Origin of the sequence: Micromonospora sp. NPDC048170 (assembly GCF_040652795.1) — a bacterium.
Lineage (GTDB): Bacteria > Actinomycetota > Actinomycetes > Mycobacteriales > Micromonosporaceae > Micromonospora.
Map to the genome: position 1 here is coordinate 47,912 of NZ_JBEZMR010000026.1, position 20,948 is coordinate 68,859.

Genomic DNA, 20,948 nt, shown 5'->3' on the forward strand with positions numbered 1-20,948 from the left:
GCCCGTGCGCGTGATCTTCGCCGGTACGCCGGCCGTCGCCGTTCCCGCCCTTGCCGCCGTGGCGGCCTCCCGTCACGAGCTGGTCGCCGTGGTCACCCGGCCGGACGCCCCCGCCGGGCGCGGTCGTGGTCTGCTCCGCTCCCCGGTGGGGGCGTGGGCCGACGAGCACGGGGTCGAGGTGCTCACCCCCGCCCGGCCGCGTGAGCCCGAGTTCCTGGACCGGCTACGCGAGCTGGCCCCCGACTGCGTCCCCGTGGTCGCCTACGGCGCGCTGGTGCCGCCGGTGGCCCTGGAGATCCCCCGCCACGGCTGGATCAACCTGCACTTCTCGCTGCTGCCCGCCTGGCGCGGCGCGGCACCCGTGCAGCACGCCGTGCTGCACGGCGACGAGGTGACCGGGGCGAGCGTGTTCCAGTTGGAGGAAGGGCTGGACACCGGCCCGGTCTACGGCACGCTGACCGACGAGATCCGTCCGGCCGACACGTCCGGCGACCTGCTGGAGCGGCTGGCCCACTCCGGCGCCGGCCTGCTGGTGGCCGTCCTCGACGCGATCGACGACGGCACCGCCCGGGCCGAGCCGCAGCCCGCCGACGGGGTGTCGCTGGCGCCGAAGCTGACCGTGGAGGACGCCCGGGTGCGCTGGTCCGATCCCGCCTTCGCGGTGGACCGACGGATCCGGGCCTGCACCCCGGCGCCCGGTCCGTGGACGACGTTGCGGGGCGAACGCGTCAAGCTGGGCCCGGTCACCGTGGTGCCCGACGGCCCGGAGTTGAAACCGGGTGAGCTGCTGGTGGAGAAGTCCCGGGTGCTGGCCGGTACGGCCACGACCCCGGTGCGCCTCGGCGAGGTCCGGGCGGCGGGCAAGCGGGCGATGCCGGCGACCGACTGGGCGCGGGGCGTCCGGGTCGCGGCCGGGGAGGAACTCGCGTGACGGATCCTTCGGAACGGCCCTCGGGCGACCGCACCGCCGAGCGGCGCGACGAGCGACCCGGTGGTGAGCGGTTCGGTGGCGAGCGGTCCAGTGGTGAGCGGTCCGGTGGGCGCGGCGAGCGTCCCTCGGGCGGCCAGCGCGGCGAGCGGCCGGCGCGGGGCGGTCAGTGGGGCGCCCGGGCCGGCGGTGACCGTCGCGACGGTGCCCGGCGCCCGGCCCGTCCGGCGGTGGACCTGCCGCGCCAGGTGGCCTACGAGGCAGTCGCGGCGGTGCACCGGGACGACGCGTACGCGAACCTGGTGCTTCCGTCGTTCCTGCGGGACGCCGGGCTGACCGGCCGGGACGCCGCCTTCGCCACCGAGCTGACCTACGGCACGCTGCGGCACCTCGGCACCCTCGACGCGATCCTCAGCGACGCCGCCGGGCGCGACGTGCAGCGCATCGACCCGCCGGTGCGCGACGCGCTGCGGCTCGGGGCCTACCAGCTCCTGCACACCCGGGTGCCGGCGCACGCCGCGGTCTCCTCGACCGTCGACCTGGTCCGGTCGGTCGGCCCCGGCGCGACCGGCTTCGCCAACGCGGTGCTGCGTGAGGTCGCCGGCCGGGACGCCGACGCCTGGGTGGCCAAGCTGGCCCCGTCGGCGGAGAGCGACCCGATCGGGCACCTCGCCCTGGCGTACAGCCATCCGCAGTGGATCGTGCGGGCCTTCGCCGAGGCCCTCGGCGGCGATCTCGGCGAGACCACCCGGCTGCTCATCGAGAACAACGAGCGCCCGCCGGTGCATCTCTGCGCCCGGCCGGGGCTGGCCGACGCGGCGGAACTGGCCGACGAGGCGGGCGGCGCGCCGGGGGCCTTCTCCCCGTACGCGGTCTATCTCTCCGGCGGTGCGCCCGGCGACCTGCCGGCGCTCGCGCAGGGCCGCGCCCACGTGCAGGACGAGGGCTCCCAGTTGGTGGCCAACGCCCTGGCGGTGGCCCCGCTCGACGGCCCGGACGGGCGCTGGCTGGACCTGTGTGCCGGCCCGGGCGGCAAGTCCGGCCTGCTCGGCGCCCTCGCCGCCCAGCGCGACGCGCGGCTGACCGCGGTCGAGGTCTCCGAGCACCGGGCCCGGCTGGTCAGCCAGGCCACCCGCGGCCTGCCGGTGACCGTGCTGAACGTCGACGGCCGGACCGTCGGCGCGGATCCGAAGCTGCCGGAGGGGCACTTCGACCGGGTGCTGGTCGACGCGCCCTGCACCGGGCTGGGGTCGCTGCGCCGCCGGCCGGAGTCGCGCTGGCGGCGTCAGCCGTCGGATCTGCCGCCGCTGACCCGGCTACAGCGTGAGCTGCTGGCCGCGGCGCTGCGCGCGACCCGCCCGGGCGGGCTGGTGGCCTACGTGACGTGCTCCCCGCACACCGTGGAGACGCACGTGACGGTGACCGAGGCGGCCCGCCGCTCCGGCGTGCCCGTCGACTTCGTCGACGCCCGGCCGCTGCTGCCGGCGGGGATGCCCGGTCTCGGCGACGGGCCGACGGTGCAGCTGTGGCCGCACCGGCACGGCACCGACGCGATGTTCCTCGCGATGCTCCGCCGCACCTGAGCGATGCTCCGCCGCACCTGAGCGGCGCTCCGGGCACGCGTCGCCCGTCCCGACCGGGGTCCCGGTCGGGCGCCGACCGCGAGCCGCGGTCGACGCCGCACGACGAGACCCTGGTACGGAACGGCTCCAGAGGGGCCGTTCCGTACCAGGATCGCCCTACCTGGCCTCGCCGCGCCTCGCGTGGGCCCGCCTTGTCCCGTGTCGGCCCGATCCGTCCCGCGTGGACGAGTTCGCAATCCGTGCAGGCCCGGCGGTGTCTCTCGGCTCAGTTCGTGCTCGCCCATTCGCGTTCCTGGATGGCATCATCAGGCGTCCCCCTTTATCGAGGAGCGTCCATGAAGCGAAGAGTCCTGACCGCTGGCGTCGCGCTCGCCGTGCTCGGCGGCGCGGCGACGCTGGCCGGCGTGCCGGCATCGGCGTCCCCGGCACCGCCCGCCGGCGTGCTCGCGCCCGCCGCGCAGTCCCTGGCCGCGCCGAACATCGCGGTGGCCAACGTCCAGGGTCACCTCACGCAGTTCCAGACCATCGCCACCCAGAACGGCGGCAACCGGCGGGCCGGCACCGCCGGCTACACGGCCTCCCTCACGTACGTCAAGACGAAGCTCCAGGCCGCCGGCTACACGGTGAGCGAGCAGGTCTGCACCGACTGCACGTACCGGTCGAACAACCTGATCGCCGAGTGGCCGGGCGGCCCCGCCGACCAGGTCGTCATGTTCGGCGCCCACCTCGACGGCGTGTCCGCCGGCCCCGGCATCAACGACAACGCCTCGGGCTCGTCGGCGCTGCTGGAGAACGCGCTGGTGCTGGCCCAGCAGAACCCGGCCATGACCAAGCGGGTCCGGTTTGCCTGGTGGACCGACGAGGAGCAGGGTCTCAACGGCTCGGACTTCTACGTCCGTTCCCTCACCGCCGCCCAGAAGGGCTACATCAAGGGCTACTACAACTTCGACATGGTGGGCTCCGTCAACGGCGGCTACTTCATCAACCGGATCACCTCCGCCACGGCGGCGCCGCTGAAGGCGTACTGGGACTCGCTGAACATCCAGCCGGAGGAGAACGTCGAGGGTCAGGGACGCTCCGACGACTACTCGTTCCAGCAGGCCGGCATCCAGACATCCGGGTACGCCGCGGGCGCCAGCGCCCGCAAGACCTCGGCCCAGGCCGCCAAGTGGGGCGGCACGTCCGGCTCGGCGTACGACCCGTGCTACCACCGGTCCTGCGACACCACCTCGAACATCAGCGCCACGGTGCTCGACCGCAGCGCCGACGGGATCGCGTACGCCATCTGGCAGACCTCCGTGGGCACGGTGACCAACGACTTCTCGGTCGCGGTGAGCCCGACGTCGGGCTCGGTGCAGCCGGGCGCGTCGACCACGGCGACGGTGAGCACGGCCACCACCAGCGGCACCGCCCAGACGGTCGGCCTGTCGGCGACCGGCGCCCCGGCCGGGGTCTCCGTGTCGTTCAGCCCGTCGTCGGTCACCTCCGGCGGCTCCGCCACCATGACGGTCAGCGCGTCGGCCTCGGCCCCGGCGGGCACGTACACCGTCACGGTCACCGGCGCGGGCTCCGGCGGGGTCTCCCGCTCCGCCAGCTACACCCTGACCGTCGGCGGCGGTGGTGGTTGCACCGGTGGACAGGTGATCGCCAACGGTGGGTTCGAGAACGGGACGTCGCCCTGGACGGCGTCGTCGGGCGTGATCACGAACGACAGCGCCCAGCCGGCGCGGTCGGGCTCGTACAAGGCGTGGCTGGCGGGCTCCGGGGCGACGCGGACGGAGACGTTGTCGCAGTCGGTGACGATCCCGGCGGGGTGCGCCAGCTACACGCTGTCGTTCTGGCTGCACATCGACACGGCGGAGACGACGTCGAGCACGGCGTACGACCGGCTGGTGGTGCAGGTGGGGTCGGCGACGCTGGCGACGTACTCGAACCTGAACGCGGCGGCGGGCTACGTGCAGCGCTCGTTCAACGTGGCGGCGTACGCGGGGCAGACGGTGACGTTGAAGTTCACCGGCACGGAGGACTACTCGTTGCAGACCAGCTTCGTCGTCGACGACGTCACCCTCCAGGCAAGCTAGGCGCGGCCCGGGTCGGGGCGGCCATCCGCGGTGGCCGCCCCGCTCAGGTGGCCGGCGGGCCCTCGTGCCGGCGCCGAGCAAGGAGCGGGCCAGCTCCGGGTCGTCGCTCCACAGGAAACGCCCGGTGGCATTTCGTCCGGTTTCGCCGCGCCGGGAACGCCGGTTCCGCACTGCTGGTCACCGTCGGGTCACCGGGTGCCCCGGTCGGTGGCGCGCTGTGAGTGGTCGTCGGCCGCGTTCGTACACTGGCCCCGTGACCGTACCGCCGCCCATCGTCGCGCCCAGCATTCTCGCCGCCGATTTCGCCCGCCTCGCCGAGGAGGTCCGCGCCGTCGAGAACGCCGCGGACTGGCTGCACGTGGATGTCATGGACAACCACTTCGTGCCCAACCTGACCATCGGGCTGCCCGTGGTGCAGAGCCTGCGGGCCGCCACCGAGCTGCCCTTCGACGTGCACCTGATGATCGAGGACCCGCGCCGGTGGGCGCCCGGGTACGCCGACGCCGGGGCGTACAACGTCACCTTCCACGCCGAGGCGTGCGACGACCCGGTGGCCCTGGCGAAGGACCTGCGCTCGGCGGGGGCCAAGGCCGGGCTGGCGATCGACCGGGACACCCCGATCGAGCCGTACCTGGAGCTGCTGCCGAGCTTCGACACGCTGCTGATCATGACGATCAAGGCCGGCTTCGGCGGGCAGCGGTTCGTCCCGCAGCTGCTCGACAAGGTGCGTACGGCCCGCCGGCACGTCGACGCCGGCCACCTCGAACTGCGCATCGAGGTCGACGGCGGCATCGCCGCCGACACCATCGCCCAGGCGGCCGAGGCGGGGGCCGACGCGTTCGTCGCCGGCACCGCCGTCTACGGCGCCGACGACCCGGCCGAGGCTGTGCGCAGGCTGCGGGCACTCGCGGAGCGCGCCGCTTCCGGGGCCTGACGTGGAACCGGCCGGCGACCACAAGGACATCATCCTCGTCGTCGACGACGACGAGGACATCGCGCGTTTCGTCGAGTTCAACCTCCGGCTGCACGGCTTCGAGGTGGTCCACGCCAGCGACGGGCAGGAGGCGCTCGAGGTGATCGAGCGCCAGCGCCCCGACCTGGCGGTGGTCGACCTGATGATGCCGCGGATCGACGGGCTGGAGCTGACCCGGCGGCTGCGCGCCGACCCGATGACCTCGGCCCTGCCGGTGATCATGCTGACCGCCAAGGGCATGACGGTGGACAAGGTGCACGGGCTCAGCGCCGGCGCCGACGACTACCTGGTCAAGCCCTTCGACACCGCGGAACTGGTCGCCCGGGTCAGCTCCACGCTGCGGCGCAACAAGGAGTTCCGCGAGGTCTCCCCGCTGACCGGGCTGCCCGGCAACAGCCGGATCCGCCGGGAGATCTCCGACCGGGTCCGCAGCGGCGTCGACTACGCCGTCGGCTACATCGACATCGACCGGTTCAAGAGCGTCAACGACCGGTACGGCTTCGTGCGCGGCGACGACTTCATCACGGCCCTGGCCCGCAGCCTGCACCGGGCGGTGGTCTCGGTCGGGCTGCCGCCGGCGTTCCTGGGCCATGTCGGCGGGGACGACTTCGTCATCGTCTGCGCCCCGGAGCAGGTCCGGCCGCTCACCTCCCGGGTCTCCGCCGACTTCGAGAAGGCCGCCGACTCGCTCTACGACCCGATCGACGCCGCGCGCGGCTACGTGGAGCTGAAGGACCGCCGGGGCAACATCCGGCGGGCCGCCCTGGTCACCCTCTCGATCGGCGTCTCCCTGTCCGACTCGGGCAAGCGGTTCACCGACCCGCTGGAGGCGATCGCGGTCGCCTCCGAGATGAAGACGGTGGCCAAGAGCCAACCCGGCTCGTACGTGGCCGTGGACCGGCGGCGCGGAGTTACCTGAATCGTGCGCTGTTGCTGTGAAGTACCTCGCCCGGGTGGCGCCACCCCCCGTGTGGCGTGTAAGACTGCCCGTGTACCCACCACGCGCTGGCGGGACTCGGTGTAATTCCGAACCGGCGGTGATCCACGGCGTGACCGTGGTAAGCCCGCGACCCGGTCGGCCTCGTGCCGCCCGGTGGACCTGGTGAGAATCCGGGGCCGACGGTTGGGAGCGGGAAACCCCCGCCCCCAGACAGTCCGGATGGGAGACAGCGCGCGGGACGGATGGGCCCTGCCCGGCCGCTGACTCAGCATGCCGTGCGTGCCCCCCGGGGCGGCTGTGCCGTACCCGGACCTCCGCCGCCGCACGCTCGCGGCCCCATGCCGTTGCCTCCCGTGACCGCCCGCGCGTCGACCGGCGAGTGAGAGGGCAGGGCATGACCGGCGTCTCCGTCGACGAGGCGATGCGTCGCGCGGTGGAACTCGCCGCGCGCGGTCTCGGCACGACCAGCCCCAACCCGGTGGTCGGCTGCGTGCTGCTCGACGCCGACGGGAAGGTGGCCGGCGAGGGGTTCCACGCCTACGCCGGCGGGCCGCACGCCGAGATCGTCGCGCTCGCCCAGGCGGGGGAGCGGGCCCGCGGCGGCACCGCGGTGGTCACCCTGGAACCCTGCGACCACACCGGCCGCACCGGCCCCTGCAGCACCGCGCTGGTCCAGGCCGGCGTCGCGCGGGTGGTCATCGCCGTGCCCGACCCCAACCCGCTCGCCACCGGCGGCGCCGCCACGCTGCGCGCCGCCGGGATCCAGGTGGACACGGGGGTACGCGCGCACGAGGCGGAGGCCGGCAACATCGCCTGGCTCACCTCGATGCGCCGGGGCTGGCCGTACGTGATCTGGAAGTTCGCCGCGACGCTGGACGGCCGGTCGGCGGCGGCCGACGGCACCAGCATGTGGATCACCTCCGAGGGCGCCCGGATGGACGTGCACGCGCTGCGCGGCACCGTCGACGCGGTGCTGGCCGGGGTGGACACGGTGCTCGCCGACGACCCCCGGCTCACCGCCCGCAACCTGCGCGACGGCACGCTCGCCATCCGGCAGCCGCTGCGGGTGGTGGTGGACTCGACGGGGCGTACGCCGGCCGACGCCCGGGTCCGCGACGGCGCGGCCCGCACGTGGATCGCCACCGTGGCGGAGGTCGGCGCCGGGCCCGACGGCCGGGTCGACCTGCCGGCGCTGCTCGCCGCGCTACACCGGCGCGGCGTCCGCGCCGCGCTGCTGGAGGGCGGCCCGAAGCTGGCCGGCGCCTTCCTGGCCGCCGGCCTCGTCGACAAGATCGTCGGCTACGTCGCGCCCCGGCTGCTCGGCGCCGGCCCGACCGCCCTGGTCGACGCCGGTGTGAGCACCATCGCCGAGGCCATCGACCTGGAGTTCGTCGACGTTACGCAGATCGGACCCGACCTGCGGATCACCGCGCTGCCCCGGAAGAGGGAGGGCTGACATGTTCACCGGCATCGTCGAGGAGTTGGGTGAGGTCGTCCGGATCACCGAGACGGCGGGTGACTCGGCGCTGGTCGCGGTCCGCGGCCCGCTGGTCACCTCGGACGCGCGCCACGGCGACTCGATCGCGGTCAACGGCGTCTGCCTGACCGTGGTCGACGTCTCCGACGGGACCTTCACCGCGGACGTCATGGGGGAGACGCTGCGCCGCTCCGCGCTGGGCGCCCTGCGGGCCGGCGACCCGGTCAACCTGGAACGGGCCGCCGCGCTGAACAGCCGCCTCGGCGGGCACCTCGTGCAGGGGCACGTCGACGGCGTCGGCGAGGTGATCGCCCGGGAGCCCGCCGCACAGTGGGAGACGGTCCGGTTCCGGCTGCCGGCCGCCCTGGCCCGGTACGTGGTGGAGAAGGGCTCGATCACCGTCGACGGCGTCTCGCTGACCGTCGCCGACGTCGGCCCGGACTGGTTCTCGGTCGGGCTGATCCCGACCACGCTGAAGCTGACCACGCTCGGGGCCCGCCGGGTCGGCGACCCGGTCAACCTCGAGGTCGACGTGCTCGCCAAGTACGTCGAGCGGCTGCTGGGCGCCCGGCTGGCCGATCCCGCCGTCCCGGGCACCGGCCTGCCCGGCGGGCTGCCGGCCGTCACCCCGCCGGCTGCCCCCACCTTGGACGGCGTGGCCTGATGGGCCCGCTCGGGTGGCTGCTCGACGCCCAGGTCAGCATCGCCGGCTCGCCGGTGCTGGTCCGGGAGATCGTCGGCAACGGCTTCGGGCTGGCCTCCGCCCTGCTCGGCCTGCGCCGCCTGGTCTGGGCCTGGCCCGTCGGAATGATCGGCAACGCGCTGCTGCTCACCGTCTTCCTCGGCGGTGTCTTCGCCACCCCGCAGGCGCACGACCTCTACGGGCAGGCCGGCCGCCAGGTCTTCTTCTTCTCGGTCAGCGTCTACGGCTGGTGGCGCTGGTCACGCAACCGCCGCCACGGCGGGGACGGCGACGGGGTTGCCGTGGCGCCCCGCTGGGCCACCGGCCGGGAGCGCCTCGGCCTGCTGGCCGCCGCCGTGCTCGGCACCGCCGCGGCGTACCCGGTGCTCGGCGCGCTCGGCTCCTGGGGACCGCTGCCGGACGCCTGGATCCTCACCGGCAGCCTGCTCGCCACCTACGGCATGGCCCGCGGCTGGGTGGACTTCTGGCTGATCTGGATCGCCGTCGACGCGGTCGGCGTGCCGCTGCTGCTGCGCGGCGGCTTCTACCCGTCGGCCGCCATGTACCTCGTCTACGGCGGCTTCTGCGCCTGGGGCCTGGTCGCCTGGTGGCACACCTCGCGGGTCGCCCGTCCGGCACCCGCCCCGATCCCGTCGACCTACTCGGAGGCCGTGGCATGAGTGAGCGTAGCGAGCGAATCAGAAGGCACAGTGTGGTGGTGTCTCATGGCGGCACGGAGCGAAGCGGAGTGCCGGCATGAGTGAGCGATTTAGAAGGTGCCGTCTGGTGATGCCGTCATGACCATCTTCGGGAGCATCGAGCAGGCGGTGGCGGAGATCGCCGCCGGCCGCCCCGTCGTCGTCGTCGACGACGCGGACCGGGAGAACGAGGGCGACCTGATCTTCGCCGCCGAACTGGCGACGCCGGAACTGCTCGCGTTCATGGTCCGCCACACGTCCGGCTACATCTGCGCGCCGCTGACCGAGGGCGAGTGCGACCGGCTGGACCTGCCCCCGCAGCACCACACCAACCAGGACCGGCGCGGCACCGCCTACACGGTGACCGTGGACGCCCGGGAGGGCGTCAGCACCGGCATCTCCGCGGCCGACCGGGCGCACACCATCCGGCTGCTCGCCGACCCCGCCACCGGCCCGGCCGACCTGGCCCGCCCCGGGCACGTGGTGCCGCTGCGGGCCCGCGAGGGCGGCGTGCTCCGCCGGCCCGGCCACACCGAGGCCGCGGTCGACCTGACCCGGCTGGCCGGGCTGCGCCCCGCCGGCGTGCTCTGCGAGCTGGTCAACGACGACGGCACCATGATGCGGGTGCCCGACCTGGAGAAGTTCTGCGCCGAGCACTCGCTGACCCTGGTCACCATCGCCGACCTGGTCGCGTACCGGCGGCGGACCGAGAAGCAGGTGGAGCGGGTCGCCGACGCCCGGATGCCCACCCGGCACGGCCTGTTCCGGGCCCTGGGCTACCGCAGCGAGCACGACTCGGCCGAACACGTCGCCCTCGTCATGGGCGAGATCGGCGACGGGCGGGACGTGCTGGTGCGGGTGCACTCCGAGTGCCTCACCGGCGACGTGTTCGGCTCGGTGCGCTGCGACTGCGGCCCGCAGCTCGACGCCGCGCTGGACCGGGTCGCCCGGGAGGGGCGGGGCGTGGTTCTCTACGTGCGCGGCCACGAGGGACGCGGCATCGGGCTGCTGCACAAGCTCCAGGCGTACCAGCTCCAGGACCAGGGCCGGGACACGGTGGACGCCAACCTCGACCTGGGCCTGCCGGCCGACGCCCGGGACTACGGCACCGGCGCGCAGATCCTCTACGACATCGGGGTGCGCTCGATGCGGCTGCTCACCAACAACCCGGCCAAGCGCGCCGGCCTGGAGGGCTACGGGCTGACCATCACCGGCCGTGAGGGGCTGCCGGTGCGGCCACACCCGGAGAACGTGCGCTACCTGCGCACCAAGCGGGACCGGATGGGGCACCTGCTGGACGAGCTGGACGAGGTGACCGAGGCCCCGATGGGCCGCCCGGTCCCCGGTGACGAGATCGGAGCGTAGGCATGGCAGGTTTCGGTGAACCGGGTGTGACGGCGGTCGACGCCGCCGGGATGACCGTCGGCGTGGTGGCCGCGCGGTGGCACGGCGAGCTGACCGACCACATGCTCGACCGGGCGGTCGACGCCGCCCGGGCGTGCGGGGCCGGGGTGGTCACCGCCCGGGTGGCTGGCTCGGTCGAGCTGCCCGTGGTGGCCCAGGCCCTCGCGCGGCGCTGCGACGTGGTGGTCGCGCTCGGCGTGGTGGTCCGGGGTGCCACCGCCCACTTCGACTACGTCTGCCGCTCCGTCACGGACGGGCTGACCCGGGTGGCGCTGGACGAGGGCAAGCCCGTCGCGCACGGCGTACTCACCGTCGACACCCTCGCGCAGGCCCGGGACCGGGCCGGGCTGCCGGGTTCCGCGGAGGACAAGGGCTGGTCGGCCACCGTCGCCGCGCTCGACGCCGCCCTGGCCATCCGTGGCCTCGCCAGCAACGGCCACCGGGTCGGCTTCGCCGGCTGACCCGCCACCGGCGCGGAACGCACCGTCGCGGTGCGGGCGTTCCCGCCGGTCCCGGTCGGTGAGCGGGGCCCGACCCGGCGCACGGGGACCGTCGGGGGCTGGAAGAATCGCCTTCCGTGAAGACGTTCGAGGAGTTGTTCGCCGAGCTGCAGGCCAAAGCCGCCGCGGGCACCCCCGGCTCGGGCACGGTCGCCGCGCTCGAGAAGGGCGTGCACTTCATCGGCAAGAAGGTCGTCGAGGAGGCGGCCGAGTCGTGGATGGCCGCCGAGCACGAGGGGCCGGAGCGTACCGCCGAGGAGATCTCCCAGCTGCTCTACCAGGTCCAGGTGCTGATGCTCGCCAGCGGTCTCGACCTGAAGGACGTCTACCGACATCTGTGAGTGCGCCCCGTCGTTGGTCAGATCCGATCGAAGGAGCACTCCGTCATGCTGCGTGTCGCCGTACCCAACAAAGGCGCCCTGGCCGAGAAGGCCGCCCAGATGCTGCGCGAGGCGGGTTACCGCCAGCGCACCGACCCGAAGGACCTCACCTGCCGGGACGAGCCGAACGACGTCGAGTTCTTCTACCTGCGCCCGAAGGACATCGCCACCTACGTCGGCTCCGGCGATCTCGACGTCGGGGTCACCGGCCGTGACCTGCTGATCGACTCCGGCGCGCCGGCCGAGGAGGTCGTGGACCTGGACTTCGGCCGGGCCACCTTCCGGTTCGCCGCCCGCCCGGAGGACGTCGACGACGTGCGGGAGCTGGGCGGGCACCGGATCGCCACCGCGTATCCGGGGCTGGTCGAGCGGCACCTGGGCGAGCTGGGCGTCAAGGCCGACGTGATCCGTCTCGACGGCGCGGTGGAGAACGCCATCCGGCTCGGCGTCGCCGACGTGGTCGCCGACGTGGTCGAGACCGGCACCACGCTGCGCCAGGCCGGCCTGGTGGTCTTCGGCGAGCCGCTGCTGCGGTCCTCGGCGGTGCTGGTCCGCCGCGCCGCCGCCCCGGCCCACCCGCAGGCCGCGCAGCTGCTGCGCCGTCTGCACGGCGTGCTGGTCGCCCGCCGCTACGTGATGCTCGCCTACGACGTGCCGGCCGGCCTGCTCGACCGGGCCAGCTCGCTGACCCCGGGCATCGAGTCGCCGACCGTCTCCCCGCTGCACCGCGAGGGCTGGGTGGCGGTGCAGGCGATGGTGCTCAGCGACGACGTGCACCGGATCATGGACGAGCTGTACGAGCTCGGCGCCCGCGCGATCCTGGTCACCAACATCCACGCCTGCCGGCTGTGAGACGCCCACCCACGGCGGCGGGAGCCCCGGCACCGTCCCCGGCGACGCGAGGCCTGCCGCCGTGGGTGGCCCTGAGCGTGGTCACCCTCGCCGGCGTCGCCTCGGCGGCCCAGGGCACCGTCAACGCCGAGCTGGGCGAGCGGGCCGGCAACGCGACCCTGGGGGCCGTGGTCAACAACCTCGGCGGGGCGCTGCTGGTCGGTCTCGGGGTGCTGGCGCTGCCGTCGGCGCGGACCGGCCTGGTCGCGCTGCGCCGGGCCCGGCTGCCCTGGTGGGCGTACCTGGGCGGGTTCGGCGGCGCGGCCATCGTGCTGCTCAGCGCGTACATCGTGCCGGTGCTCGGGGTGGCGGTCTTCACCATCGCGCAGGTCGCCGGGGGCAGTCTCGGCGGGCTGGCCGTGGACCGGGCCGGGCTGGCCCCGGTGGGGCGGCTGGCGCTCACCCGGGGCCGCGTGGCCGGGGCGCTGCTCGGCGTGGCCGCCGTGACGCTGGCCCAGCTCGGCCAGCCCGTCGGCGACCTCGCCCTCGGTCTGGTGCTGCTCGCCGTGGCCGGTGGGCTGGCTGTCGCGCTCCAGTCCGCGCTGAACGCGCGGGTCTCCGCCGCCAGCTCGGCCGCCGCCGGGATGGTGGTCAACTTCGCCACGGCCACGCCCGTCGTGCTGCTGGTCGCGGCGCTGGCCGGCGCCCTCGCCGGACCGGGCCCGACCTGGCCGGACGACTGGTACCTCTACACCGGTGGGCTGCTCGGTGTCGCCATCGTGGCCGCCCTGCTGGTCGGGGTCCCGGCGGTCGGCGTGCTGCGGACCGGGCTCGCCCTGGTCGCCGGGCAGCTGGGCGGCGCCCTGCTGCTGGACGCGCTGTTGCCGGGTGGCCCCGGACTGCGGCTGCCGGTGCTCGCCGGGGCGCTGCTCACCCTGCTGGCCGCCCTGATCGCCGGCCGGGGCCAGGCACGACGGAAGGCCGCGGCACCTCCGGAACGTGTGGCGGTGCCGGAACAGCCGGGGACTGGTGGCAGACTGGTGGGGTGAGCGAAATCGAGTCCGTCCAGCTCCGCCCGCGCCGCATCCGGCTGGTCTGCTGGGCCTCCGCGGCCGCGCTGCTGGTGGTGTTCAGCCTGGTGGCCACCTCGCTGAAGGGCGCGACCGGCAGCGGCTACGGCAGCTTCCAGCGCGGTGACCAGATCGCGATGGTCGGGCTCGGTGTGCTCGGCGCGCTCGCCTTCCTGATCTTCACCCGCCCCCGGGTGGAGGCGGACGCGCGCGGGGTGCGCGTGCGCAACGTCATCGGCTCGTACGAGCTGCCGTGGGAGGTCGTCCGGGGCGTCCGCTTCGACCGGGGTGCGCCCTGGGCCAGCCTGGAGCTGCACGACGACGACCTGCTGCCGATGGTCGCCCTCCAGGCCGCCGACAAGGAGCTGGCCGTCGAGGGGGTCCGCGCCCTGCGTCGGCTGCACCAGGCGCACCAGGCCCGGCTCGCCGAGAGCGCCACCGGCCACTGACCGGGGTGCCCGGTTTGAGGGCGCTCGGGCCAGGGGTGTAGTGTGGCTGAGTCGACCAGGCTGTCTCTGCGTGTGCGCAATCGCGCGCAGACATGCAGCCATGAAAGAGGAGCGCCTGCTCCCACCCGAGTCGCCGCCACGGTGGCCGGGTCCGGTCACCGGTTTCGGGCATGTCCCGGCGCCGGATGCGCGATCATGTGATCGTGCCGACCGGTCGAGCGGGCCCTGGCATGCGCCGGGGCCTTCTGCTTTCCGGGTCGGCTCCCATCCGGGAGCCGCAGGGGTCGGCCACGCAGAGACTTTGACTCGAGGAGGCCCCATCAGCGTCGAACCACGCGTGAACGAGCAGATCCGGGCACGTGAGGTCCGACTGGTCGGCCCCGAGGGTGAGCAGGTGGGCATCGTCCCGCTGGAGCGCGCCCTTCAGCTGGCCGCGGACGTAGACCTGGACCTGGTCGAGGTTGCGCCGATGGCGCGCCCGCCGGTGTGCAAGCTCATGGACTTCGGCAAGTTCAAGTACGAGAGCGCACTCAAGGCGCGCGAAGCGCGGCGTAACCAGCAGCAGACCGTCATCAAGGAGATGAAGCTCCGGCCGAAGATCGACCCGCACGACTACGAGACCAAGAAGGGTCACGTGGTGCGGTTCCTGAAGGCCGGCGACAAGGTCAAGGTGACGATCATGTTCCGCGGTCGCGAGCAGAGCCGCCCGGAGCTGGGTTACCGGCTCCTGCGCCGGCTCGAGTCGGAGATCTCGGAGCTGGGGTACGTCGAGGCCGCTCCCAAGCAGGACGGCCGAAACATGATCATGGTGCTCGCGCCGCACCGCGCCACGAAGGCCGCCGCGGTCGCCGCGACGGCCACCCGGGGTGGGCCGAGGGAGCGGGACGCCGAGGGCGCCGCCCCGGCCGGCGAGCCCGCAGCGGCCGGTGACACCGGCACAGTCGCCGACAACAGCGGCGAGTAACAGGGGAGAGACGTTCCACATGCCGAAGATGAAGAGCCACACGGGGATGGGCAAGCGGGTCAAGGTGACCGGCAAGGGCAAGATCGTTGCCCAGCAGGCCGGCCTCCGGCACAACCTGGAGAAGAAGCCCTCCACCCAGACCCGTCGGCTGACCGGCACCGTCGTGCTGGCCAAGGCCGATGTCAAGCGCATCAAGAAGCTGCTCGGCCGCTGACGCGCGCCACCTTACGTAACTAGGAGTTGAGATGGCACGCGTCAAGCGGGCTGTGAACGCCCAGAAGAAGCGCCGTACCCTGCTGGAGACCGCGAGCGGCTACCGCGGTCAGCGCTCCCGCCTCTACCGCAAGGCCAAGGAGCAGGTGCTGCACTCGATGCAGTACGCCTACCGGGACCGTCGTGACCGCAAGGGCGACTTCCGGCAGCTGTGGATCCAGCGGATCAACGCGGGCGCCCGCGCCAACGGGATGACCTACAACCGCCTGATCCAGGGCCTGCGCCTGGCCGGCATCGAGGTCGACCGCAAGATCCTGGCCGACCTGGCCGTCAACGACGCCGCCGCCTTCGCGGCGATCGTCGAGCTGGCCCGGGCCGCGGTCGCGGCCGAGGGCACCGGCGGCGCGGCGGCCCAGGCCGCCTGATCCCCACGCACCAGCAGATCGAGGCGTCTCCCATGCAGTCACCATCGCGCGGGAGACGCCTCGACGCTGTCTCCGGCCCCTTCACCCCACGTACGCCCAGGGTGGTCGCCGCCCGCAGGTTGCAGCGCCGCCGGGACCGCGAGGCCGCCGGCCGCTTCCTGGCCGAGGGGCCGCAGGCGGTCCGCGAGGCCCTGGCCCGCCCGGGGGTGGTCACCGAACTCTTCGGTACGCCCGCCGCCCTGGACCGCCACGCCGAGCTGGCCGCCGACGCGGCGCGTGCCGACGTGCCCGTCTCCGAGGTGACCGACGAGGCGCTCGCCGCGCTGGCCGAGACCGTCGCCCCGCAGGGCGTCGTCGCCGTCTGCCGGCACCTCGACGTGCCCCTGGAGCGGGCCCTGGCCGGCGGGCCCCGCCTGGTGGCTGTGCTCGCCGAGATCCGTGACCCGGGCAACGCCGGCACCGTGCTGCGTACCGCTGACGCCGCGGGTGCCGGCGCGGTGGTCTTCGCCGGCGAGGCCGTCGACCCGTACAACGGCAAGTGCGTGCGGGCGTCGGCCGGCAGCCTCTTCCACGTCGACGTGGTACGCGCACCGGACCCGGTGGACGTGGTCGCGGCGCTGCGCGCCGCCGGTCTCACCGTGCTCGCCACCACCGGCTACGGTGACGCGGACCTCGACGACCTCGCCGACGCCGGCCGGCTCGCCGCGCCCACCGCCTGGCTCTTCGGCTCGGAGGCGCACGGCCTGGGCGAGGAGCTGACCGCCGCCGCCGACGCCCGGGTCCGGGTGCCCCTGCACGGGCGCGCCGAGAGCCTGAACCTGGCTGCGGCCGCCGCGGTCTGCCTGTACGCTTCGGCGAGAGCACAGCGGCGAGGGGCGACCCGGCCGCCCGAGGCACAGACCGCAGGGGAGAACATCCGCCCATGAACGCGCCACGGCGTTCGTTTAGCCAGCCCGCCGGTGCCGGCGGGCGGCGGGCCTGACCTGCGCTCCGCACAACTCCCACCGGCGGGCTGCGGCACAGCCGCGCGTCCGTAGACTCGCTTCGCCGCCTGAGTGAGGTCGGCGCCGCCGTGAGGGAGTGCCCGTACGTCATGAGCTACCGCAACGATCCGTACGATCCGAAGCAGGTCGCCCTGCTCGACCCGGCCGCCCTGGCCGAGGCCGTCGCCGCCGCCGAGAAGGCGTTCGCCGAGGCCGGTGACCCGGACGCGCTGACCGCGCTGCGCCCCGCGCACCTCGGCGACCGGGCCCCGGTCTCGCTGGCCCGCCGCGAGATCGGCGCGCTGCCGCCGGCCGCGAAGTCCGACGCCGGCAAGCGGGTCAACGAGGCCCGCCGCGCCATCGAGGCCGCGTACGCCGCCCGCCAGGAGGTCCTGGAGCGGGAGCAGGCGCAGCGGGTGCTGGTGGAGGAGCGCGTCGACGTGACGTTGCCCCACGACCGGCGGCCCCGGGGCGCCCGGCACCCGATCAGCACCCTGATGGAGCAGATCAGCGACCTGTTCGTCGGCATGGGCTACGAGGTGGCCGAGGGCCCCGAGGTCGAGTTGGAGTGGACCAACTTCGACGCCCTCAACATCCCGGCCGACCATCCGGCGCGCGGCCTGATGGACACCTTCCACGTCGCGCCGCCGGAGGGCACGGAAGGCTCCGGCCTCGTCCTGCGTACCCACACCTCGCCGGTGCAGGCGCGCACCATGCTGACCCGCAAGCCGCCGATCTACGTGATCGTGCCCGGCCGGGTCTACCGCACCGACGAGATGGACGCCACCCACGCGCCGGTCTTCCACCAGGTGGAGGGCCTCGTGGTGGACAGGGGGATCACCATGGCGCACCTGCGCGGCACCCTGGACCACTTCGCCCGGGCGATGTTCGGCGAGGGCGCGAAGACCCGCTTCCGGCCGCACTACTTCCCGTTCACCGAGCCGTCCGCCGAGTTCGACGTCTGGTTCCCGGAGCACCGCGACGGCCCGCGTTGGGTCGAGTGGGGCGGATGCGGCATGGTCAACCCGCGGGTGCTGCGCGCCTGCGGCATCGACCCCGAGGTCTACTCCGGATTCGCGTTCGGCATGGGCATCGACCGGACGGTGATGTTCCGGCACGGGGTCAGCGACATGCGGGACATGGCCGAGGGCGACGTGCGGTTCACCCGCGCGTTCGGGGCCGGGGCGTAGGCGATGCGGGTACGAGTTACGGAGACGGTGGTCTGAGTCATGCGAGTTTCTGTCAGTTGGCTGCGGGAGTACGTCGACCTCCCCGCCGACCTGCCCGCCGGTGACCTGGAGCAGGCCCTGGTCGACCTCGGCATCGAGGTCGAGTCCACGGTGGACCTGCGGGAGACGGTCACCGGTCCGCTGGTGGTCGGCGAGGTCCTCCAGATCGAGGAGCTGACCGGCTTCAAGAAGCCGATCCGGTTCTGCCGGGTCGACGTCGGCGACGCCAACGGCACCGGCGAGCCGCAGGAGATCGTGTGCGGGGCACGCAACTTCGCCCCCGGCGACCGGGTCGTGGTGATCCTCCCCGGCGGCGTGCTGCCCGGCGGCTTCGCCATCGGCGCGCGTAAGACGTACGGGCGCAACTCCAACGGCATGATCTGTTCGGCGAGGGAACTGGGCCTGGGCGACGACCACGACGGCATCGTCGTGCTGCCCGAGGACACCACGGCGAAGCCGGGTGACGACGCCCGGCCCGTCGTCGGGCTCGACGACGTCGTGGTCGAGCTGGAGATCACCCCCGACCGGGGGTACGCGATGAGCGTCCGCGGCCTGGCCCGGGAACTGTCGCACGCCCTGGGCGTGCCGTTCCGCGACCCGGGCCTGGCGCCCGCGCCCGGCGGCACCGACACCCCGGCGTACCCGGTCGAGGTGCGCGACACGGTCGGCTGCGACCGGTTCGCGGCCCGCCTCGTCCGTGGCGTGGACCCGACGGCGCAGAGCCCCGGCTGGATGCAGCAGCGACTCACCGTGGCCGGCATCCGCAGCATCTCGCTGCCGGTCGACATCACCAACTACGTGATGCTGGAACTCGGCCAGCCGATGCACGCCTTCGACGCCGACCGGATCGCCGGGCCGCTGGTGGTCCGCCGCGCCGAGGCGGGGGAGAAGCTCACCACCCTGGACGGGGTCACCCGCGTTCTCGCCGCCGAGGACATGGTGATCTGCGACACCGGGCTTCCGAACCCCCTCGCGGGCGAGGGCGCCGGCGTCCCGATCTCGCTGGCCGCCGTGATGGGGGGCGAGACCAGCGAGGTCGTCGCGGGGACGACGAACGTGCTCTTCGAGGCCGCCCACTGGGACCCGGTGATGGTCGGGCGCACCGCCCGCCGGCACAAGCTGTTCAGCGAGGCGGCGAAGCGGTGGGAGCGGGGCGTCGACCCGGCCCTGCCGCTGGTCGCCATCGCGCGGGCGGTCCAGCTGCTCACCGAGCACGCCGGCGGCACGGCCGGTGACGAGATCCTCGACATCGACCACGTCCGGCCGCGTACCCCGGTCGTCCTGCCGGCCGACCTGCCGACGCGGCGGGTCGGCGTGAGCTACCCGCCGGCGCGGGTGGTCGCCCTGCTGGAACAGGTCGGCTGCACGGTCACCCGGGGCACCGACCGGCTGGCCGAGGACCCGGGCGAGGTCGGCGTGGCCGCCGGTGCCGGCGACGCGCTCACCGTCACCCCGCCGACCTGGCGGCCCGACCTGACCGACCCGGCCGACCTGGTCGAGGAGGTGGTCCGCCTCGACGGGTACGACCGTCTGCCGTCGGTGCTGCCGACAGCGCCGCCCGGCCGCGGCCTGACCTGGCAGCAGCGCCGCCGCCGGGCCGTGGCCCGGTCGCTCGCCGAGCGGGGGTACGTCGAGGTGCTCGCGCACCCGTTCGTCGCCCCCGGGCTGGCCGACCAGCTCGGCCTGCCCGCCGACGACCCGCGCCGGCGGGCGGTGCGGCTGGCCAACCCGCTGTCGGAGGAGGAGCCGCTGCTGCGCACCACGCTGCTCGGCCCGCTGCTCGGCATCGTCAAGCGGAACCTTGGTCGGGGCCTGCGCGACCTCGCCCTCTACGAGATCGGCGCGGTGTTCCACCCGCGTCCCGGCGCCGGCCGCCCGCCGGCGATGGGCGTGGACCGGCGACCCACCGACGAGGAGTTCGCCGCGGCCGACGCGGTGGTGCCCGACCAGCCCCGGCACGTCGCCGTCGTCCTGACCGGCGACATCGAGCCGGCCGGCAGGTGGGGCGCGGGCCGCCCGGCCGGCTGGGCGGACGCCGTGGAGGCCGGCCGGGACGTGCTCGCCGCCGCCGACGTCCCCGCGGACCGGATCGAGGTCCGGGCCGCCGAGTACGCCCCCTGGCACCCCGGTCGCTGCGCCGAGCTGCTGGTCGACGGCACGGTGGTCGGGCACGCCGGCGAGCTGCACCCGGCGGTGGTGGCGGCGCTGGAGCTGCCCCGGCGGACCAGCGCCATGGAACTCGACCTGGACGCGCTGCCGGCCGCCCCGGTGGCGTCCGCGCCGGTCGTCTCCGGCTTCCCCCCGGCGCTGATCGACGTGGCGCTGGTCGTGGACGACCCGGTGCCGGCGGCGCAGGTGCAGCAGGCCCTCGTCGAGGGCGCCGGCGGGCTGCTGGAGCAGGTGCGCCTCTTCGACGTGTACGCCTCGGAGCAGCTCGGGGCGGGCCGCAAGTCGCTGGCGTACAAGCTCACCTTCCGGGCCCCGGACCGGACGCTGACCGTGGAGGAGGCGGTGGCCGCCCGGGACGCGGCGGTCGCCTGTGCCGCGGAACGCTTCGGCGCCACCCTGCGCGGCGCCTGAGCGGTGCCGACGTTCGGATGGCTGGTGGTGGCCGGCGTGCTCGCGTCGGCCACCGTCGGCCTGCTCTGGGCCCGACGGCGCCTGCTGCTGGTCTCCGTCGTGGGCCGCAGCATGGAGCCGACGCTGCGCCCGGGCGACCGGGTGCTGGCCCGGCGGGTGCCGCTGGCCCGGGTCCGCCCCGGCGACGTGGTCGTGGTGACGGCTCCGGCGGCGATGACCGCCGGCCGCCCCGCCCGGCCCGGTGACACCGGCCCGGGTCTGCTGATCAAGCGGGCGTTCGCGGTGCCCGGGGAGCCGGTGCCGGTCGACCGGGTGCCGCTGCTGCGGCAGCGACCGGAGCGGATCGTGCCACCCGGGCAGCTGGTGGTGCTCGGCGACAATCCGCCGTTCAGCTACGACTCCCGCGAGTGCGGCTACATCCCCGAGTCGGACCTGCTCGGAGTGGTCGTCCGGCCGAGACCTCGCACGGGGTGACCCTCGGCGTGTCCGGGAGATGGCGTGCCGCGCGGCACCGGGCCACGCGGCACGCCGGTGCCGGGAATCAGCACAGAGCGGTCA

General features: G+C 74.3%; 21 protein-coding genes. All 21 read left to right on the forward strand.

The features are described from left to right. Positions 1 to 4: 4 nt before the first annotated feature. The 21 genes from fmt (at position 5) to AB0D32_RS25595 (ending at position 20,864) form a co-directional block, all read left to right on the forward strand. Entirely contained in the window at positions 5 to 931 is a 927-nt protein-coding gene (gene fmt / locus AB0D32_RS25495; RefSeq protein ID WP_357095158.1) for a methionyl-tRNA formyltransferase, read from the forward strand. After that, positions 928 to 2,511 carry a transcription antitermination factor NusB gene (locus AB0D32_RS25500; protein WP_357095161.1) on the forward strand — a complete coding sequence of 528 codons (1,584 nt, stop codon included), beginning with the start codon at positions 928 to 930 and terminating at the stop codon, positions 2,509 to 2,511. Before fmt ends, AB0D32_RS25500 begins: the two co-directional genes overlap by 4 nt. A 335-nt stretch (positions 2,512 to 2,846) precedes the next feature. After that, positions 2,847 to 4,592: a M28 family peptidase gene (locus tag AB0D32_RS25505; protein WP_357095164.1), complete on the forward strand. Its 1,746-nt coding sequence runs from the start codon at positions 2,847 to 2,849 to the stop codon at positions 4,590 to 4,592. 253 nt (positions 4,593 to 4,845) lie between these two features. Continuing rightward, positions 4,846 to 5,526: a ribulose-phosphate 3-epimerase gene (gene rpe, locus AB0D32_RS25510; protein ID WP_357095168.1), complete on the forward strand. Its 681-nt coding sequence runs from the start codon at positions 4,846 to 4,848 to the stop codon at positions 5,524 to 5,526. Continuing rightward, positions 5,477 to 6,484, forward strand: a complete 1,008-nt coding sequence (locus AB0D32_RS25515) for a response regulator (protein WP_357095300.1) — start codon at positions 5,477 to 5,479, stop codon at positions 6,482 to 6,484. Before rpe ends, AB0D32_RS25515 begins: the two co-directional genes overlap by 50 nt. 415 nt (positions 6,485 to 6,899) lie before the next feature. Further along, positions 6,900 to 7,961 (forward strand): bifunctional diaminohydroxyphosphoribosylaminopyrimidine deaminase/5-amino-6-(5-phosphoribosylamino)uracil reductase RibD, encoded by a 1,062-nt coding sequence (gene ribD / locus AB0D32_RS25520; protein ID WP_357095170.1) that lies wholly within the window; start codon positions 6,900 to 6,902, stop codon positions 7,959 to 7,961. Position 7,962: 1 nt separating this feature from the next. Continuing rightward, entirely contained in the window at positions 7,963 to 8,646 is a 684-nt protein-coding gene (locus tag AB0D32_RS25525) for a riboflavin synthase (protein ID WP_357095173.1), read from the forward strand. Continuing rightward, positions 8,646 to 9,344 (forward strand): nicotinamide riboside transporter PnuC, encoded by a 699-nt coding sequence (pnuC, locus tag AB0D32_RS25530; RefSeq protein ID WP_357095175.1) that lies wholly within the window; start codon positions 8,646 to 8,648, stop codon positions 9,342 to 9,344. Before AB0D32_RS25525 ends, pnuC begins: the two co-directional genes overlap by 1 nt. Positions 9,345 to 9,461: 117 nt before the next feature. After that, the gene (locus AB0D32_RS25535; RefSeq protein WP_357095178.1) at positions 9,462 to 10,727 is read left to right on the forward strand and encodes a bifunctional 3,4-dihydroxy-2-butanone-4-phosphate synthase/GTP cyclohydrolase II; all 1,266 of its coding nucleotides are present in this window, start codon (positions 9,462 to 9,464) and stop codon (positions 10,725 to 10,727) included. A 2-nt stretch (positions 10,728 to 10,729) separates the two neighbouring features. Further along, complete coding sequence (ribH, locus tag AB0D32_RS25540; protein WP_357095180.1) at positions 10,730 to 11,227, forward strand: 6,7-dimethyl-8-ribityllumazine synthase; 498 nt, start codon at positions 10,730 to 10,732, stop codon at positions 11,225 to 11,227. 98 nt (positions 11,228 to 11,325) lie between these two features. Then, positions 11,326 to 11,607 carry a phosphoribosyl-ATP diphosphatase gene (locus AB0D32_RS25545; protein ID WP_350924782.1) on the forward strand — a complete coding sequence of 94 codons (282 nt, stop codon included), beginning with the start codon at positions 11,326 to 11,328 and terminating at the stop codon, positions 11,605 to 11,607. 45 nt (positions 11,608 to 11,652) lie between these two features. Next, positions 11,653 to 12,498, forward strand: coding sequence for an ATP phosphoribosyltransferase (hisG, locus tag AB0D32_RS25550; RefSeq protein ID WP_357095182.1), 846 nt, complete (start codon positions 11,653 to 11,655; stop codon positions 12,496 to 12,498). 65 nt (positions 12,499 to 12,563) lie between these two features. Beyond that, the gene (locus AB0D32_RS25555) at positions 12,564 to 13,526 is read left to right on the forward strand and encodes a DMT family transporter (RefSeq protein WP_357095185.1); all 963 of its coding nucleotides are present in this window, start codon (positions 12,564 to 12,566) and stop codon (positions 13,524 to 13,526) included. Further along, positions 13,523 to 13,996, forward strand: coding sequence for a PH domain-containing protein (locus AB0D32_RS25560; RefSeq protein ID WP_357095188.1), 474 nt, complete (start codon positions 13,523 to 13,525; stop codon positions 13,994 to 13,996). The genes AB0D32_RS25555 and AB0D32_RS25560 overlap by 4 nt, the downstream gene beginning before the upstream one ends. A 337-nt stretch (positions 13,997 to 14,333) precedes the next feature. Then, on the forward strand, positions 14,334 to 14,960 hold the full coding sequence (gene infC, locus AB0D32_RS25565; RefSeq protein WP_357095191.1) for a translation initiation factor IF-3: 627 nt from the start codon (positions 14,334 to 14,336) through the stop codon (positions 14,958 to 14,960). Between the two features lie 19 nt (positions 14,961 to 14,979). Next, positions 14,980 to 15,174 carry a 50S ribosomal protein L35 gene (rpmI, locus tag AB0D32_RS25570; protein WP_007458415.1) on the forward strand — a complete coding sequence of 65 codons (195 nt, stop codon included), beginning with the start codon at positions 14,980 to 14,982 and terminating at the stop codon, positions 15,172 to 15,174. Between the two features lie 31 nt (positions 15,175 to 15,205). Continuing rightward, positions 15,206 to 15,598 (forward strand): 50S ribosomal protein L20, encoded by a 393-nt coding sequence (gene rplT / locus AB0D32_RS25575; RefSeq protein ID WP_030335718.1) that lies wholly within the window; start codon positions 15,206 to 15,208, stop codon positions 15,596 to 15,598. A gap of 32 nt (positions 15,599 to 15,630) precedes the next feature. Then, the gene (locus AB0D32_RS25580; RefSeq protein WP_357095194.1) at positions 15,631 to 16,524 is read left to right on the forward strand and encodes an RNA methyltransferase; all 894 of its coding nucleotides are present in this window, start codon (positions 15,631 to 15,633) and stop codon (positions 16,522 to 16,524) included. 167 nt (positions 16,525 to 16,691) lie between these two features. Further along, positions 16,692 to 17,771, forward strand: a complete 1,080-nt coding sequence (pheS, locus tag AB0D32_RS25585; protein ID WP_357095198.1) for a phenylalanine--tRNA ligase subunit alpha — start codon at positions 16,692 to 16,694, stop codon at positions 17,769 to 17,771. A gap of 39 nt (positions 17,772 to 17,810) precedes the next feature. Further along, positions 17,811 to 20,390 carry a phenylalanine--tRNA ligase subunit beta gene (gene pheT / locus AB0D32_RS25590; protein ID WP_357095201.1) on the forward strand — a complete coding sequence of 860 codons (2,580 nt, stop codon included), beginning with the start codon at positions 17,811 to 17,813 and terminating at the stop codon, positions 20,388 to 20,390. 3 nt (positions 20,391 to 20,393) lie between these two features. Further along, positions 20,394 to 20,864, forward strand: coding sequence for a S26 family signal peptidase (locus tag AB0D32_RS25595; protein ID WP_357095204.1), 471 nt, complete (start codon positions 20,394 to 20,396; stop codon positions 20,862 to 20,864). The last annotated feature ends 84 nt before the right edge of the window (positions 20,865 to 20,948 follow it).